Origin of the sequence: Streptomyces violaceorubidus, assembly GCF_000717995.1 — a bacterium.
In the GTDB taxonomy this organism is placed as follows: Bacteria; Actinomycetota; Actinomycetes; order Streptomycetales; family Streptomycetaceae; genus Streptomyces; species Streptomyces violaceorubidus.
In genome coordinates this window covers 648,322-663,796 of the sequence record NZ_JODM01000001.1, presented here as the reverse complement: position 1 = coordinate 663,796, position 15,475 = coordinate 648,322, and the positions used below count along the sequence as shown (strand labels likewise).

The 15,475-nt window shown below is 70.6% G+C and carries 11 protein-coding genes; 7 read left to right on the top strand and 4 right to left on the bottom strand.

Annotated elements, in window-relative coordinates; genetic code table 11:
* Nucleotides 1-10: 10 nt before the first annotated feature.
* Together IE94_RS0103140 and IE94_RS0103135 are read right to left on the bottom strand one after the other, a co-directional pair.
* Nucleotides 11-208, bottom strand: coding sequence for a DUF397 domain-containing protein (locus IE94_RS0103140; RefSeq protein WP_030145804.1), 198 nt, complete (start codon nucleotides 206-208; stop codon nucleotides 11-13).
* A 2-nt stretch (nucleotides 209-210) separates the two neighbouring features.
* A complete protein-coding gene (locus IE94_RS0103135) occupies nucleotides 211-1,065 on the bottom strand; it encodes a helix-turn-helix domain-containing protein (RefSeq protein ID WP_030145803.1) in 855 nt (284 codons plus the stop codon).
* 221 nt (nucleotides 1,066-1,286) lie between these two features.
* Here IE94_RS0103135 and IE94_RS0103130 point away from each other — a divergent pair, with 221 nt between their 5' ends.
* The 6 genes from IE94_RS0103130 (at nucleotide 1,287) to IE94_RS39820 (ending at nucleotide 13,212) form a co-directional block, all read left to right on the top strand.
* A complete protein-coding gene (locus tag IE94_RS0103130) occupies nucleotides 1,287-1,769 on the top strand; it encodes an ATP-binding protein (RefSeq protein WP_051777202.1) in 483 nt (160 codons plus the stop codon).
* Between the two features lie 138 nt (nucleotides 1,770-1,907).
* The gene (locus IE94_RS0103125; protein ID WP_030145801.1) at nucleotides 1,908-5,819 is read left to right on the top strand and encodes a BREX-2 system ATPase PglY family protein; all 3,912 of its coding nucleotides are present in this window, start codon (nucleotides 1,908-1,910) and stop codon (nucleotides 5,817-5,819) included.
* A complete protein-coding gene (pglZ, locus tag IE94_RS0103120) occupies nucleotides 5,816-8,581 on the top strand; it encodes a BREX-2 system phosphatase PglZ (RefSeq protein ID WP_030145800.1) in 2,766 nt (921 codons plus the stop codon). Before IE94_RS0103125 ends, pglZ begins: the two co-directional genes overlap by 4 nt.
* On the top strand, nucleotides 8,578-9,909 hold the full coding sequence (gene brxD, locus IE94_RS0103115) for a BREX system ATP-binding protein BrxD (protein ID WP_030145799.1): 1,332 nt from the start codon (nucleotides 8,578-8,580) through the stop codon (nucleotides 9,907-9,909). Before pglZ ends, brxD begins: the two co-directional genes overlap by 4 nt.
* Nucleotides 9,906-12,074: a DEAD/DEAH box helicase gene (locus tag IE94_RS0103110; protein ID WP_051777199.1), complete on the top strand. Its 2,169-nt coding sequence runs from the start codon at nucleotides 9,906-9,908 to the stop codon at nucleotides 12,072-12,074. Before brxD ends, IE94_RS0103110 begins: the two co-directional genes overlap by 4 nt.
* 145 nt (nucleotides 12,075-12,219) lie before the next feature.
* Nucleotides 12,220-13,212 (top strand): helix-turn-helix transcriptional regulator, encoded by a 993-nt coding sequence (locus tag IE94_RS39820; protein ID WP_157849318.1) that lies wholly within the window; start codon nucleotides 12,220-12,222, stop codon nucleotides 13,210-13,212.
* 201 nt (nucleotides 13,213-13,413) lie between these two features.
* Here the strand turns inward: IE94_RS39820 and IE94_RS37095 are convergent, their stop codons facing one another.
* Nucleotides 13,414-14,625: a tyrosine-type recombinase/integrase gene (locus IE94_RS37095; protein WP_051777196.1), complete on the bottom strand. Its 1,212-nt coding sequence runs from the start codon at nucleotides 14,623-14,625 to the stop codon at nucleotides 13,414-13,416.
* Nucleotides 14,600-15,118, bottom strand: coding sequence for a hypothetical protein (locus tag IE94_RS0103100; RefSeq protein WP_030145796.1), 519 nt, complete (start codon nucleotides 15,116-15,118; stop codon nucleotides 14,600-14,602). Before IE94_RS0103100 ends, IE94_RS37095 begins: the two co-directional genes overlap by 26 nt.
* 187 nt (nucleotides 15,119-15,305) lie before the next feature.
* On the opposite strand from IE94_RS0103100, the gene IE94_RS35155 reads away from it, so the two are divergent.
* Nucleotides 15,306-15,470: a helix-turn-helix domain-containing protein gene (locus IE94_RS35155; protein ID WP_245235159.1), complete on the top strand. Its 165-nt coding sequence runs from the start codon at nucleotides 15,306-15,308 to the stop codon at nucleotides 15,468-15,470.
* Nucleotides 15,471-15,475 lie beyond the last annotated feature (5 nt).

Sequence of the window (15,475 nt, the reverse complement as noted above, 5' to 3'; positions counted from 1 at the left end):
ACATCCCTGGTCAGTCGCGCTCCGCCGCCATCCGCAGGAACGCGGTCCACTCCGTGGAGGCGACCGTGAGGACCGGCCCCGTGGCCCGCTTGGAGTCCCGGACGTGGACAACTCCGGCCGTCCGAGCGATCTCGACACATTGGCCGCCGTCGCCGGCGCTGTAGCTGCTCTTTACCCAGACCAGCTTTGCCGGCCTTTCGCTGTTCACTGTCACAACTCTCCCAAGAGCCGCTCGATCCAGCCCAGCGACTCCTTCGGAGTCAGCGCCTGGGCTCGCAAGATGCCATAAGTGGCTTCGAGATTCTGGACCTTGGCCGGGTCCGAGTGCACCACGCTCTGGCTCTGCGCTTCTACGTAGGCCATCCTGCGTCGGCTCTTCGTGAGGAGCAACGTGAACGGCCCTGCCAGACTGGCGTGCTCGTCACGATGGAGCGGCATGACCTGGATCTCGACGTTCCGCTGGTGCCCCACGAGCAGCAGCTGCTCCAACTGTGCCCGCAACACTTCCCGCCCTCCCAGGGGGCGTCGGAGTACGGCCTCTTCGATGACAAAGCTTAGAAGCGGCGCGGGCCTCCGGGCGAAGATCTCATGTCTCGACAGCCGGGCTACGAGGCGCTGTTCGACGGTCGTCTCGTCGAGCAGCGGACGCCACATCTCGAAGACAGCTCGCGCATACTCCTCGCACTGAAGCAGCCCGTTCACCAACAAGGCGTCATAGGCATGCAACTCGACTGATTCTGCCTCCAACCGGACGAACTCCCGGAAGAACCCCGGATACCGAGCCTTACTCACCTCCCCCTTCATAGCCACCAGCACCCCACCCCCACCCACCACCCGGTCCACCGCGTCGACCAGCTCGGGCTTGGGAATCCGCCGCCCCTGTTCCACCGACGCGATCTGCGCCTCCCCGTACCCGACCTGCACCCCCAGCTCCGCCTGGGTGAGGCCCGCCGCCTCGCGCAGGAGTTTCATCTGGCGGCCGAAGCAGCGCAGGAACCCGTTCCCCGGGTCCACGCCGTCGCCGGTGTCCACCGTGCCGCCGCGGGTCCCGTCCATCAGGTCCATGTCCCTCGCCCCCAAGAAGCACCGGAAGGTCAACCGCGCTCACGTACAGTCGGTCGCGCCAGCGTAGGAACATGCCGTCCGGCCTCGTGGCCGAACGCCCGGCGTTCTCCCGAACGAGTGGCCCGTACACCCCCGACAGTCGCTCCACGCACCCCGACAGTGCTCTGGCGTACCACCGCACCCCCTGGTCACAGCCGCTCCGCGCGCGTCACCGTCGGGGCATGACACTCCCCGCACTTCCCGTCGGCACCGCCTCGGACACCACCTCGGACGCCGCCGGGACGACGTTCGAGCTGCGCTTCACCGCCACCCCGCGCGGCGCCCGTCTCGCCCGGCGCATCACCGCTTACTGCCTCGACTCCTGGGGGCATCCGTACGGCTCCGCGCTCAACGACCACGCGAGTCTCGTCGTCGCCGAGCTCGCCGCGAACGCCGTCACCCACGGCCGGGTGCCCGGGCGGGACGCGCTGCTGCGGCTGGCCCTGTCCGACGGGCGGCTGCGGGTCGAGGTCAGTGACACGCGGGGCGAGTGCCGGCCCGCGCTGAGGGGGGCCGGGGAGGATGAGGAGGCGGGCCGGGGCCTGCTGATCGTCGGGGCGCTCGCCGAACGGTGGGGCGTGACGCCCCGCACAGGCGCTCCGGGCAAGACCGTGTGGGCGGTGCTGCCCGTCGGCGTCCCAGGCACCCCGGACGTACCGTCCTGACGCCGATCACCCCGGCCGTCCCACGGGTCCCCGTCTCCCTGGCAGGATAGACAGCTGTGGTGTGCGCGGGCCGGTGCCCGCCGGGAGTCCGGGCGCGGCGGCCGGGCGTGACGAGGCTGTGGGGAGCGGGAGCGGCTGATGGCCAGAGGCAACGGGGTCGTGCTGAGGGATGTCCTCGACATCAAGGAGGACGTCCTCTCCGGTGACTTCAAGGTCGCCCTGTCCGAGGGGTTCACCGGCGAGACGGCCGGGTCGATCGATGACTACGTCGTCACGGCGCAGCTCCAGGGCGAGTTCCGCAAGGCCCTGAAGGTGGTCGGCAGCTCCCTGCGCAAGAACGCCTCGCAGGCCGCGTACCTGCACGGTTCCTTCGGCGCCGGTAAGAGCCACTTCCTGACCGTGCTGCACGCCGTCCTCGAGGGGGACCCGGCCGTCGAGAACAAGCGGCGGCTGCGCGAGGTGATCGCCGAGAACGCCGACTGGCTGACCGGCGGCAAGTTCCTGATGGTGCCCTACCACCTGGTGGGCGCCGCCAGCCTGGAGTCCGCACTGCTCGGCGGCTATGTGAAGGCCGTCCGCCGGGAGCGGCCCGACGCGCCCACGCCGCTGGTGTTCCGGGCCGACTCGCTGCTCGCGGACGCGCGGGAGCTGCGCGCGAAGATCGGCGACGAGGCGTTCATCGGGCTGCTGCCCGCGCCCGTCGCCCCCCAGGCCGCCGCGGCGGACGACGAGGACGACGACGAGGACGGGGAGCTGACGCCCATCGGCGCCGTTCCCGCCGTCGGCTGGACGAGCGCGGCCCTCGACGCCGCCTTCCGCGCGCCCGCGGGCGACCCGCAGCGCGACCAGCTGCTGACGGCTCTGTTCAACGGGCCGAACAAACACTACGCGGACACGGTCAGCGGTGACGCGGCCGCCTATGTGACGTTGGACGACGGGCTCAGCGAGATGAGCAAGCACGCCCGGATGCTCGGCTACGACGGCGTGGTGCTGTTCCTGGACGAGCTGGTGCTCTGGCTGCAGGCCCGGATGTCCGACCGGACCTTCATCAACGACGAGATCCAGAAGCTCAGCAAGCTGATCGAGTCCAGCAACCCCGACCGGCCGGTGCCGATCATCTCGTTCATCTCCCGTCAGCGCGACCTGTCCCAGCTCATGGGCTCCGACATCCTCGGCTCGGACGTGGAGAACCTCCAGCAGGCCCTGGAGTACCTCAAGGAACGCGTGACCGTCGTCGACCTGGAGGACCGCAACCTCCCCGAGATCATCAAGGAGCGCGTCCTCAAGCCGCTCCCCGGGCAGGAGCGGGTGCTGGAGGCGTCGTTCGCCGGGATCGACAAGGCGGGCCAGCTCGTCAAGGACGTCCTCCTCGACGGGGAGGGTGCCACCGGTGCGGACTGGGAGGACTTCCGGGCCGTCTACCCGCTCTCCCCCGCCCTGCTGAACGTCCTCGTGGCCCTGTCGGGAGCGCTCCAGCGCGAACGCACCGGTCTCAAGCTGGTCCAGCAGCTGCTGGAGCGCAACGCCGACGCCGAGGTCGGGCGGCTGATCCCGCTGGGTGATCTGTGGGACGTCCTGGTCGACACCACCGGCACCGCGTTCACCGCCAAGCTCCAGCAGGAGTCGGAGACCGCCCGCCGCTTCCTCGTCAAGGCCCGCCGTTTCCTGCTGGGCAAGTACGGGCGGGCCGACCACCCCGACCTCCTCGCCGACGAGCGCTACGTCAAGACGCTGCTGCTCGCTGCCCTCGCCCCCGACGTGCCCGCGCTGCGCAGGCTGACCGCCGGCCGGCTCGCCGCCCTCAACCACGGCTCGCTGCGCTCGCGGGCCGTGCCCGTGCGGGACAAGGTCATCGAGCGGATGCGGGCGCTGCAGGGCGAGTTCCCCGGCGAGCTGCGCTCCGAGGGCACCGACGACCCGGTCTTCTCCCTGCACCTGTCCGACCTGGACATCGAGCCGATCCTCGACGCCGTCGCCGGCGAGGACAAGGGCGGTGTACGGCGCTCCTGGCTGCGCGAACGGCTGTGGGAGGAGCTGGGTCTCACCGGGCGGCAGGGGCAGTTCCTGGACGAGAAGAAGATCGTGTGGCGTGGCTCCGAGCGCACGGTGGAGTTCGTGTTCGGTGAGGTGCGCAGCCCGCGCAGCGTCACGGACGAGGCCTTCGAACCGGCCACCGCGGGCAACCTGCGGATCATCCTCGACTGCCCCTTCGACGAGGAACCGGGCCGCTCCCCCGACGACGCCCACCGGCGCGTCACCGCCCTGCGCGCCTCGCATCCCGGCGCGCCGGTGCTGGTCTGGCTGTGCGACCACTTCTCCGAGCAGCGCAAGGCCCAGCTGGGCCGCCTGATGCGGATCAACTTCCTGCTGGAACGCGACCGGCTGTCCGACTACACCCGCAACTTCCCGCCGGACGACCGCCTCAAGGCACGCCGCAGCCTGGAGCACGCCCGGGACAACCTCACCCGCGCCCTGGTCGACTCGCTGCGCGAGGTGTACGGACTCGCCGAGGCCAAGGAGGACACCCGGGGCGCCGAGGTGCCCGACGGGCGGCACGTGCTCTCCCTCCAGCCCGAGTTCCCGCGCCCGCAGCCGGAGGGCAGCAAGCCGTTCGACCAGGCGGTGGCACAGCTCGCGGACGGGATGTTCACCGCCCTCTACGACAAGCACCCCGACTTCGGTCCGGGGCCGGGGAGCACCCCCCGGGCGGTCACCGAGGCCGAGCTCGGCACGGCCCTGAAGTGGCTCACCCGGGCCATGGACGAGGGCGGCCGGGCCGAGGTCACCGACCCGAAGGAGCTGCGCACCGTCAAGCGCGTCGTCGAGGCGCTGGAGCTGGGCACCGTCCACGACGGCCCGCTCGTCGTGCGCGGCGACCAGTTGCGCTCGCAGATCAACCGGGCCGCCTCGGCGCACGGGGAGCACGGCGAACTCGCGGTCGAGGACATCCGCAACTGGATCAGGAACGACCTGGGCATGCGCGGCCTGGACCGGAACGTCTCCAGCCTGCTCATCGCCGCCTACGCCCTGTTCGACGACCGCTCCTGGGTGCTGTACTCCGGTACCGAGACCACGCCTCCCCCGCTGTCGGAGATCGGCCTGGGCTGGAAGCTGCGCGCCCAGCAGCTGCCCACCGAGGAGGAGTACGCCACCGCCCGGGACCGCGCCGGCCGGCTGTTCGGCGTCACTTCCAAGCCCGGCCTGTTCGCCCGCAACGTCAACCGGCTCGCCACCGACGTCCTGGCCAAGGCGACCGCGTACGAGAAGAGCGTCGGTGACGTGCGCACCGTGCTCAAGCGCCACGCCACGCTGCTCGGACTCGACGCGGACGGCACGCCCGAGCGCAACGGGATCCTGCGGGAGGCCGCCTCCCTGCTGGCCCGTATCGTGCGCCACACCGACGACGCCACCGGCCTCGTGCGCGAGCTGGCCTCCGTCTCGTACGAGACGCCCGCTCGGGACCTGTCCCACGCGATGGACAGCGCCGCCGACGTGCTGACGGCCCTCGACGGCACCGACTGGCGGCTACTGTCCAGCGTGCACGCGCTCACCGGACGTGACGACAGCGTCGGCGACCGCGCGCAGCGGCTCATGGACCGGATCGGCGAGGCCGCGCGCACTCCCGAGATCCGGCGGTCCCTGATCCCCGTGCTCGGCGAGGTCCGTGAGCGCGGCCACGCGCTGCTGGACGACGCCCTGCGGCTGGAGCGTCCGCCGGCCCCCGTCGACACTCCCGCCGGCCCGGTCCCGGTGACGGACGCCGGGCAGGTCCCGCTATCCGAGCACGGCGCCCCGCCGGTCTCCTCGGACCCCGGGCAGCCCGTGCGGAGTGAGCAGCAGCCGCTGTCCTTCGAGCCCGACGACTCCGGAGCCGACGCCGACGGTGCTCGCCCGGTGCGCGCCGCCCGCCGGGTCATCGCCCCCGGCCCCGCCGCCCTCCACGCCGACCTCGTCGCCGTACGCGAGGAGATCGAGGCGTTCCGCGCCCTGCACCCCGACACCCCGGTGGAGATCGTCTGGCGTGCCGAGCCGGACGGGGAGAGCCGGTGACGGCCACCCGGCCCGTCGCCGGCCGGCGTGCCGTGGAGGTGCTTCTCCAGACCGAGCTGAAGCACGCGCCCGACCGCCGGCTGGTCCTGGTCGACGCGGTGTGGGATCCCGAGGAGAAGGACACCGAGTTCACCGTCGCGGTCGGCGGCGGGCACCGCCGCGTCGTCGTCAGCGACCAGCACTCCCCGCTCGGCGTCACCGATGCCTGGCACCGTCACCTGTCGGGCGGAGCGCAGGACGACGACAGCGTCCTCGTCGTCACCGGTACCGTCCCGCCCGAGCAGCTGGGTCTCGATCTGCGCGCCCACGCGGTGCGCCGGCATCCGCTGCCCGTCGACCGGGCCGAGATCGTCGCCCAGCTCTTCGGGGCCGCCGATCTGGACCCGCGGATGCTGGGCGAGCACTGGCTGCTGGACGCGCTGCTCCAGGCCGAGCCCCTCGACGGCTGGCCACGGGTCGGTGCCGTCCTCACCCGCGACCGGGCCGTACGCGCTCTGCTCGGTGCCCGCCTGGGGCTCGGCGATCCCGCGTCCGACACTCTGGACCTGGACGCCGACGCGTTGTTCGCCTGGACCCGTACCCCGGCCGGGCCCTCGCTCTACGCCGCCCTGCCCAAGGAGGAGCAGCGCGGTCTGGAGACCTGGCTGGCCCGGACCGTCGGGCCCGCCGCCCCCACCCTGCTCACGCTCGCCGCCGAGGGGCGGGGCGGCGACGCGCTGCCGCTGGGTGTGCTCGCCTCGGCCGCCCTGGGCTCGCGGTCGGTGGATGCCGCGGGCTTCGCCCTGGGCACCCTATTCGGGCCGGCGCTCGCCTCCTTCGACACGCTGCGGCCCTTCGCCGACGCCGCCACGGGCGTCCTCACCCGCTGGATCGCGCAGGCCGAGGGCCCGACCGCGCCGGCCGGTGCCACCCGTTCCCGGGTGGTGGCGGTTCTCGAACGCGCCGACCGGCTCGCCGCCGACGCGCGCCTCACCGACCTGGTCCGCGGCGACCGCCTGCTCCCGTCGGGCTACCTGGGGCGGCTGCGGACCCTGGCCGCCTGCCTCGGCAGCCGCGGCGAGGGTGCGACCGCACTCGCCGAGTCCGCCCTGCGCGACCTGGAGGCTCACCAGCTCGCCGCGCTGTACGCCGAGTCCACCGAGACGGCCCGGACCGCCGTCCGCCTGATGCGCTGGCTCGCCACCGCCCCCCCGTCTCCCGAGACCGTCGGCCAGGCCGTGCGGAAACACCTGGCCTCCTCGGGCTGGGCCGACCTGGCCATCGGTGTCCTCGCGGAGGGAGACGCGTCCCGTGACGCGGCCGTCGGCGACGCGTACCGACGGCTGATAGGAGCGGCACGGGAGCGCCGCGCCGCTCTCGACGCCCGTTTCGCCGGGCTCCTCGCCTCCTGGTCCGAGACCGCCTGCCATCAGGCGAACGGCGGTGCGCTGCTCATCGAAGACGTCCTAGCCCGGACGGCGGCACCGCTCGCCCAGGGCGGCGGCCGGCCGCTGATCCTCGTCCTGGACGGAATGAGCGCCGACGTCGCCGTCCGGATCGCGGGGCAACTGGACCGCAGGGCGTGGACCGAGATCGTGCCCGCCGCTGTGAAGGGCGCTGTGCCGCTGCGGCAGGCGGCGGTGTCCATGCTGCCGTCGGTCACCCGCGTCAGCCGGGCGTCGCTGCTGTGCGGCCGGCCCTCCGAGGGCGGCCAGAGCGCCGAGCGCGCCGGTTTCACCGCCCTTTGGCGCAAGCGGCACCGCGGAGCGCATCTCTTCCACAAAGGGGGATACGAGGGCCCGCCCGGTCACCGGCTCGCCCCCGAGCTCGTCCAGGCGCTCGCCTCCGACGACATCGTCGGCGTCGTCGTCAACACCATCGACGACGCGCTGGCCGACGGCCGGGAGGGAACCAGTGGCCGCTGGGCCCTGGCCGACATAGGGAAACTGCCCGACCTGCTCAACGCCGCGCGCGACTACGGCCGTCCGGTCGTACTGGTCTCCGACCACGGCCACATCGTCGACCGGACCGAGCGCGGACACCAGCCCGCCGACGTCACCGGAGTGTGCGGCGCCCGCTGGCGCACCGGGGACCCCGGTGACGGCGAAGTCGCCCTGTCCGGACCGCGCGTACTGACCGACGGCCGGCGCATCACCGCCGCCTGGCGTGACGATCTGCGCTACACCGCCCGCCAGGCCGGATACCACGGTGGCGCCTCACTCGCCGAGGTCACCGTCCCCGTGATCACTCTGGTGCCGTCCGGAGGGGCCGTGCCCTCGGGCTGGGTGCTGCTGCCTCCCGAGTCGGCCGAGCCGGCGTGGTGGAAGGAGTCCGAGACCGCCGCCGAGTCCGCGGTCGAAACCATGGCCGCTCCCCGGAACGCGCCGCAGCCACCCTCTGGCACCAACGATCCGACGGCCCGGCCCGCTCGCGGTGCCGTGACGTCCGCCCGACTCACCCTGGGGCATCGGACCGTGCGCAGCGCCCCGTACCGGACGCAGCGCGACTTCGTCCGCGCCGCGCCCTCCGAGAAGGCGGTCGAGGCGGCACTGGACGCCCTGGACGCGGCGGGCGGGAAACTGTCGCCCGGAGCGGTCGCCGCGGCCGCCCAGGCCGCCACCGGCAAGTCCCAGCGCAACCCCGCGCGCTTCGCCACCATGCTGGAACGCCTGCTCAACATCGACGGCTACCCGGTCCTCCAGCTGGTCGAGTCCGGCCGCACCGTGCAGCTCGACCGCGCCCTGCTCAGCCAGCAGTTCCTGTCCCCGGAGGGCCCCGCATGACCCGCCCCGCCCTCGACATCAGCGCCGCGCGCCGCCGCGACGTCGTCGACGCGCTGCGACGCGGCACCGTCCCGCAGGCGGGGCTCGGCCTGTTCGCCGTTGGCCTGGAGCGCTTCGAAAGCGCCCTCGACGACGACCTGGCCACCGTCGCCCGCGGCGGAGCAGCCTTCCACGCCCTGCGCGGCGAGTACGGCTCCGGCAAGACGTTCTTCGCCCGATGGCTCGCCGAGCGGGCCAAGCGGCGCGGGCTCGCCGTCAGCGAGGTCCAGATCTCGGAGACCGAGACCCCGCTGCACCGGCTGGAGACCGTCTACCGCAGGCTCACCGAGCGGCTCACCACCGCCACCCACCAGCCGTCCGCACTGCGCGCCGTCGTCGACTCCTGGTTCTACGCTTTGGAGGAGGAGGCGCTCGCCTCGGGCGACGTGGCGGACGACGACGAGGAGGCGCTCGCGGCCGCTGTCGACGTGCTCCTGGAACAGCGGCTGGCCTCCGTCGCCCGCACCACCCCGGCCTTCTCGGCGGCACTGCGCGGATACCGGCGGGCCGTGGCGTCCGGCGACGGTGCCCTCGCCGAAGCCCTGATCGCCTGGCTCGGCGGGCAGAGGTCGGTGGCCGCTGCCGCCAAACGCGCCGCCGGGATCCGCGGCGACCTCGACCACTTCGCCGCCCTCGGCTTCCTCCAGGGCCTGCTCACCGTGTTGCGGGACTGCGGACACCCCGGACTCCTACTCGTCCTCGACGAAGTGGAGACCCTGCAGCGGGTGCGCGGCGACGTCCGGGAGAAGTCCCTCAACGCGCTGCGCCAGCTCCTCGACGAGATCGACACCGGACGCTTCCCGGGCCTGTTCCTCGTCATCACCGGCACCCCCGCCTTCTACGACGGGCAGCAGGGCGTGCAGCGCCTGGCGCCCCTCGCCCAACGTCTCGCCACCGACTTCACCACCGACCCTCGCTTCGACTCCCCCCGGGCAGTGCAACTGCGGCTGCCGGGCTTCGACCTCGCCTCTCTCGGCGAGCTGGGGCGCAAGGTGCGCGACATCTACGCGGCCGACGCCCGTCACCCCGCGCGGCTGGCCACGCTGGCAGACGACGCCTACCTCGACGAGCTGGCCCGCGCCGTCACCGGCGCGCTCGGCGGCAAGGTCGGCATCGCGCCGCGCCTGTATCTGCGCAAGCTGGTCGCCGACGTCTTGGACCGCGTCGACGAGTTCGAGGACTTCGACCCGCGCAGGCACTACTCCCTGACCCTGCGCACGGCGGAGCTCAGCGACACCGAGCGCAACGCGGCGAGCAGTGCGGCGGACGTCCCCCTGGACCTGCCGTGAGCGACCGGTCGTCACGTGAGGGAAGCCAGTGGCGCCCACCTGACGCCTTCGACCTGCTCGACCCCGTCCTCGGACACCACATCGTCAACACGCTCGGCTGGCACACCCTGCGCCCTCTGCAGACCGAGGCCGTCGCCCCGCTCCTCGCCGGCGAGGACGCCGTACTGCTGGCCCCCACCGCGGGCGGCAAGACGGAAGCGGCCGTCTTCCCCCTGCTCACACGGATGAGCCGGCGCGGCTGGAAAGGCACCAGCGTGCTGTACGTGTGCCCTTTGAAGGCCCTCCTCAACAACCTGCATCCGCGCCTGGAGACGTACGCGGGTTGGCTGGGCCGCGGCACGGGCCTGTGGCACGGCGACGTCACCACCGCACGCCGACGCCAGCTGCTCGTCGAGCGCCCCGACATCCTGCTGACCACGCCCGAGTCCCTGGAGGCGATGCTGGTCAGCACGCACGTCGACCATCGTTCGTTCTTCAGTGGCCTGCACTCGGTCGTCGTCGACGAGGTCCACGCCTTCGCCGGAGACGACCGGGGCTGGCACCTGCTGGCCGTCCTCGAACGCCTGGCACGCATCGCGGGCCGTCCCCTCCAGCGGGTCGGCCTGTCCGCGACCATCGGCAACCCCGCCGAGCTGCTGGACTGGCTCCAGGGCTCCGGCCATGGCCGGCGTCCCGGCCGTGTCGTCTCCCCCGACGCACGGCCGCTGCCTCCCTCCGCGGGAACCACGCATCCGCCCGGAGAGATCGAACTCGACTACGTCGGCTCCGTCGCCAACGCCGCCACCGTCATCGCCGCTCTCCACCGCGGTGAGAAGCGCCTCGTCTTCTGCGAGAGCCGACGCACCGTCGAGGAGCTGGGCGAGCAGCTGCGCCTGCGCGGCGTCACGACCTTCCTCTCCCACGCCTCGCTCTCCGTGGACGAACGCAGACGGGCCGAGGCGGCGTTCGCCGAGGCACGGGACTGCGTGATCGTCTCGACCAGCACGCTGGAACTCGGCATCGACGTGGGCGACCTGGACCGGGTCGTCCAGCTCGACGCACCCCGCACCGTCGCCGCCTTCCTCCAGCGACTGGGCCGCACCGGACGCCGTCCCGGCACCAGCCGCAACTGCCTCTTCCTCGCCCTGGACGACGAAGGGCTCCTCGCGTCGGCGGCGCTGCTGCTGCAGTGGTCGCGCAACTGGGTGGAACGCGTCACCCCGCCCCCCGAGCCCCGTCACCTGGTCGCCCAGCAACTGCTGGCACTGTGCCTTCAGGAACACCGGGTCGGCGAGAACCTGTGGCAGCAGTGGTGGTCCGGCGTCGGCCCCTTCGGCCCCGGAGCCGCATCCGTCGTTCGCCACCTGGTCGATCAGGGCTACCTCGACCAGGACTCGGGCATGCTGTTCATCGGCCCGGAGGCCGAACAGCGCTACGGGCACCGCCATTTCATGAACCTGACGGCCGTCTTCACCGCCCCGCCCGAGTTCACCGTCCTCAACGGCCGCAACGAAATCGGCCGCACCGACCCCGACCTCCTCACCGAGGAGGTCCAGGGGCACCGCAGGCTCCTGCTGGCCGGGCGCAGCTGGCAGGTCACCCACATCGACTTCAGCCGCCGCCGATGCTTCGTCACCCCGGTCGACGAAGGCGGGCGGGCCCGGTGGGCGGGCTTCGGCGCGGAGCGGATCCTCTCCTTCGAACTGACCCGCGCCGCACGCGACGTCCTCCTCGGCCAGGACCCGCCCGTTCGCCTCACCGGACGGGCTTCGGCACGCCTCGCCCAGGCGAGAGAGACACACCTGGACACGGTGCACCCCGGGGGAACCGTCATCGTCCGCCGCCCCAACGGGGACCTCCGGTGGTGGACCTGGGCCGGCCACCGCGCCAACGCCACGCTCGCCGCCACCCTGCTTCCCGCCGTGTCCCCGCACCGGCGCGCCCACGCCCACTGGATCCGGCTGCGAGACGATCTCACGCGCGAGCAATGGACGAACGCCATGGCACAGGCCGAGGAAGGTCTGAGCCTGCCCGAGATCGACGGGCGGGCCGTACGCGGTCTGAAGTTCGCCGAGGCACTGCCGCCGAGGCTCGCCGAGGCCACCCTGGCCACCCGAACCGTGGACGAGTCAGGCGCCCGCTCGACCCTCGCAGAACCGGTCCGCTTCACGCTACTCCCGGCCTGAGGCGTGTTCCCCGGGCAGGAACGGGCAGAGAAACGTGGATACAAAACATTCTTTACACGAATGAGTGAGTTACTGGGGGCGAACTGTCCCTTTCTCTGGGGTATGCCATAGTTGGCCGCGATCGATAAAGATCGGAGGACGGGCCATGGCAGACATCTTTGGTCAGATTGAACGGGAAATCCGGAAGACTTTCGCGAATGATCCTGTTTGCGTACACGTGGGTGATTACCAGGAGTGCGACATCAGGCGGCATCCCACTTACCCGAAGTTTCGCGCCGAGGCGATCCGTTCCGGACTCCAGTCAGCTCCAAGCTCTCGCCTATGGGAATCTCTCATCGCCATGGGAAGACTTTCCGACTTGGACAGTGACCATATCTGGCGGCTGGTCATTCTCGACTGCATCGCCCCCAGCCTTCGCTCACTGTCCGCACGAATCTCCCATGATTTCCGAGTCGAGTGCAAAGAAATCCGTTCAGCTATGGTGACGACCGCTCTGGAGGTATGGGCAGACACCGCGATGGGCGTGCCACCGCGCCACGTCCGGGATCGAATGGTAAAGGCCGCCTTCGAAGTGGCTTTCCGGTGTGCCAGGGCCACTTCTTCGGAGCACTCGACGGACGAACCCGAAATGTTCGATCATCCGGAAGTCTCTGCTCAGGAATCCCCACTGAAGCAGTCATCGATCATCCATGTCTCCAATATTCGCAACGCGGATGTTGCAGAACAGCTCAGGGGAGAACGAGCCGGTGCACTGCTGCAACAGTGGGGTTGCTTCGACGCTGTGCGAGGCTTTCACGACGATCTCCGCTCAGGCCGCCGCTCTGGGTCGGTCAGCCAGGCGATGAAGACTTCACAGCTGCGATATCTGATCTCTAATCCAGACCTCTACTACTACACCTCAGACCTCTACCCCCGGTATATCGGTCTCCCAGAAGCGGCGAGCGTGATGGGGGTCACCGAGTCGGCCGCGCGCCGACTCATCAAGGACGGGCAGTTCCCGCTCCCCGCAGCGAGGGCGGGACGGAGTTACAAGGTATCCGTCAGGGCTCTTATGCACTTCAAAGATATTCCAGATGCCATCGTTCACGTCGACGACGTCGAGAACGGTGCCCTGCACGCAAGGCGGGAAGCACCGTGAGCCGCGCCCCCAGAGACTCGGGGCCCGTCCCAGAGTTACGGCCCCCCATCCGACCTGGAGGTGCGTCAGATCAACGAGCTGACGGATTTGCACCTACACGTTGAAGCGGAACGTTCATGGAACCTTCTACTTCCCAGTGTTCCCAAGGGTTTCTGCCCCTCGAAGGGTCGCAGGGTCAGCACGAAGTCAGCACCGTGTCGATCAGTAAGCACGTGATGCCGCCAGTGCCTTCTCCGGAGCCGACGCCTGACGGGGGACGGACGGGCGCAGCGCCTCCTGCATGACGTCACGGCAGCGGTCCCATGCCTCGGGCACCAGGTGTCCGTACGTGTCGACGGTCGTCTTGATGTTGCGGTGGCCGAGCCAGCGACTCACCTCGTGGATGGGAACGCCGTTCGCCAGCGCCGTCGAGGCGAAGAAGTGCCGCAGCGAGTGCGGCGTGTACTTGGGCTTCCCGTCCGCCGTCGTCACTCCGGCGGCCTTCAGTGCCTTGCGCCAGTGGTAGCCGTACGTCGAGGCCGTGGGCATCTTGCCCTTGCCGCGCTCACGCGGGGCGAACAGGACCTCCAGGCCATCGAGCACGACCGTTCCCCAGCGCTTCAGGTGCAGCCCGATCTCCTGGTCGAGGAAGGTCGGCGTAGGTACGTCTCGGAACTCCTCCGCCGTGCGGTGCTTGAGCGGCACGAAGCGCGTGACGCAGTCGCCCTGGTTCGCCTTGGCGCTGATCTGCCGACGCAGGCGGAGAAACCCGTCTCGCTGGCAGTCGACCGAGAAGCCGAGGGTCTCGCTGATGCGCAGCCCCGCACCCGCCTGGAGCCATACGGTGAGCCGATACTGCTCGGACATGGCCGCCGCGATGGCGTACACCTCGGCCAGCGTCGGAATCTCGTCGGGATCGACCGCAGCACCCGCCGCCCTGAGCGGCGGCACTTCGTCGCACGGACTATCGGGTATCCGGCGCTCCTTCACGGCCGCCGTCATCATGCTGCGCAGGATGTTCAGACGGTCGTTGACCGTCGCGGCCGTCAACCCACGACCCACCATCGCGGCCTGGAGTTTCTTCACGTCCGCGACGCTGAGGCCGGCGAGGGTACGGGATCCCAGCTCCGGTATCAGGTGGTTGGAGAGGAAGCCCTGGTAGTTGCGCCGCGTGGACTCGTTCACCTGGTGCTGCTCCAGCCACTCCTCGGCCCACTTGCGCAGCGAGATCTGGCCGAGCTGGGGGTCGATGTAGACACCCTGCCGCTTGTCGTTCTCCGCCTTGACGCCGAAGCTTTCGGCTTCCCTCTTCGTGGGGAACGACTTCTCCCGCTGTCGTGCGCTCCTCCCTCCGGGCTCCCGGTAGCGGACCGTCCACCGATGCCCGCACCGGGTCTTGTTCCGGCAGTCACACTTCTTCAGTACCTGCGCCACTCTTCATCCCCCTGAGTATCTGTACGGCCTTGTCCGTGAGCTGTCCGCCCGCTTTCCCTTCGACCTTCGTCAGGAACCCCCTCTGCCGGGCGGCGCGCAGGTGCCCCTTCGCGGTGGCCGGGTTCAAGTCGAAGCCCATCGCCAGGCGCTGAGCAGGGGCACGCTCCCCCGCATCCACGAAGTGCACGTAGAGGGCAGACAGCACCGCCAGGCGCTCGTCCGTGAGACCGCTCGGGAGAGAAGCCAGCCGCTCGCCAAGCTGGCGGATATCCATGTCAGCAGCCTTCTCAAAGGACCGCATCGCGGCGAAGTCCCGACTCGGCGTCGTATTGATCCTCCGGAGAACGGTGCTGGAGATACCCCGCGCGACCTCCTGCGGATCAGCGTCGTTCGCAGGAACCACATGGACCTCACGCGGCCCTACCGATCCGCCAGCGCCCTCGGGCCAGTACAGAGTCACCACCCACGCACCCGTGCGCTTGATGACGGTCACACCATTCCGCGGTTCGGGCCCTGGTGGCTGAGGTGTCGAGTTCATATCCGAACCGTAGGTAGGCGCCACAGCATCGTCAAGTCCGGGTGCGACAGATCCGGACTTGACCATGCCGAACCTGTGCGCTCAAGATGTGCAGGTCCGCCCATGCATCGACAGGAGCCCGCCTTTGCACCACCACCGCCTCATGACCGTTGACGAGCTGGCCGAGTACCTGGGCAAGAGGCCCGCGTGGATCTACAACAACCACCGGATGCTCGGCATCCCGTCCCGGAAGGTCGGCGGCAGCCTGCGCTTCCGACTGTCAGAGGTTGACCGCTGGATCGATCGGGAGTGCCCGGTCTCAGCCTGACGCGG

Bases quoted from the DNA above. Each gene is read 5' to 3' on its own strand.
- IE94_RS39820 (WP_157849318.1), top strand. From the start codon at position 12,220: ATGGCAGACATCTTTGGTCAGATTGAACGGGAAATCCGGAAGACTTTC.
- IE94_RS0103130 (WP_051777202.1), top strand. From the start codon at position 1,287: ATGACACTCCCCGCACTTCCCGTCGGCACCGCCTCGGACACCACCTCG.
- brxD (WP_030145799.1), top strand. From the start codon at position 8,578: ATGACCCGCCCCGCCCTCGACATCAGCGCCGCGCGCCGCCGCGACGTC.
- IE94_RS0103135 (WP_030145803.1), bottom strand. From the start codon at position 1,065: ATGGACCTGATGGACGGGACCCGCGGCGGCACGGTGGACACCGGCGAC.
- IE94_RS0103125 (WP_030145801.1), top strand. From the start codon at position 1,908: ATGGCCAGAGGCAACGGGGTCGTGCTGAGGGATGTCCTCGACATCAAG.
- IE94_RS35155 (WP_245235159.1), top strand. From the start codon at position 15,306: ATGACCGTTGACGAGCTGGCCGAGTACCTGGGCAAGAGGCCCGCGTGG.